Below are 898 nucleotides of genomic sequence, written 5' to 3'. Positions count from 1 at the left end.
AACAGTTAGAATAGAAGTAGTGGGTAGAATGGATATCCTCTTGGGCTTTTAATAAAAGGCGCCAATAATGTTTGAATTTATTGTAGAATTCTTTGTTTTGGTTCATGAAGCGAATACGAGTTTTATTGAGGGCACGAGATAAAAGTTGAACGACGTGGAACTTATCTAAAACAATTTTAGCGTTGGGAAACACCTCTTTAATGAGTGTCATATACGGAGCATACATATCAATAACAACGTGAGTTACACCTTCACGGGCCTCCTTAGAAAATCGCATGAAATAAGGTTTTAAAGTGCTTAGACGACGGTCTTCAACGATATCAATTAACTTCCCATTAGAAGCATCACAAAAAATGAATGACATAGCCCCTTCCGCTGATTTGACCGACTTAAACTCATCAAAACAAAGCACCTTTGGAAGAGAGTTAAAATGAAGGGGTTGTTCCTCGTACGATGTATGAATGATCCGATTGACCGTTGAATGGGATACGTTGAGTTCACGGGCAATATCTGACTCGGATTTTTTATGGCTAGCCTCTAGGAAAATGGCTTGTTTAAGGGGATTAGAAAGGTAACAATTAGATTCTACGAGAGAGGTTTTAAGCGTAAAGGTACGATCACAATGACGGCATTTATAGCGTTGCTTTTTTAAATCGAGATAGGTATCAAAGCCAGAGAGTTTCATCATCTTAATACGAGAGGTTTTGAAGCCGTGTTTAATGATTTGTGAGTCAAAGAGATGACCACAGTTGTAACAATGGGTCGGTTGAAAAGAGAGGATACCAGAAATGACCTTAGAGCGGATCCCGTTAATCTGAACATCTTCCATCCAATTTTCTGAAAAAGTAATATTTTTATCTTTTAAATCGAGTAAAGTTAAGATACAATTATTGTGAGA

Annotated in this window: 1 protein-coding gene; it reads right to left on the bottom strand. The window is 37.4% G+C overall.

Annotated elements, in window-relative coordinates; translation table 11 throughout:
- Positions 1 to 898 (bottom strand): ISL3 family transposase (locus tag NEH74_RS12865; RefSeq protein ID WP_262941447.1); only part of this gene is annotated, 898 nt, incomplete at both ends.

Source organism: Turicibacter sp. GALT-G1 (assembly GCF_025594995.1).
In the GTDB taxonomy this organism is placed as follows: Bacteria; Bacillota_I; Bacilli_A; order MOL361; family Turicibacteraceae; genus Turicibacter; species Turicibacter bilis.
The sequence above is the reverse complement of the archived record's forward strand: the minus strand, read 5'-3'. Positions and strand labels throughout refer to the sequence as shown.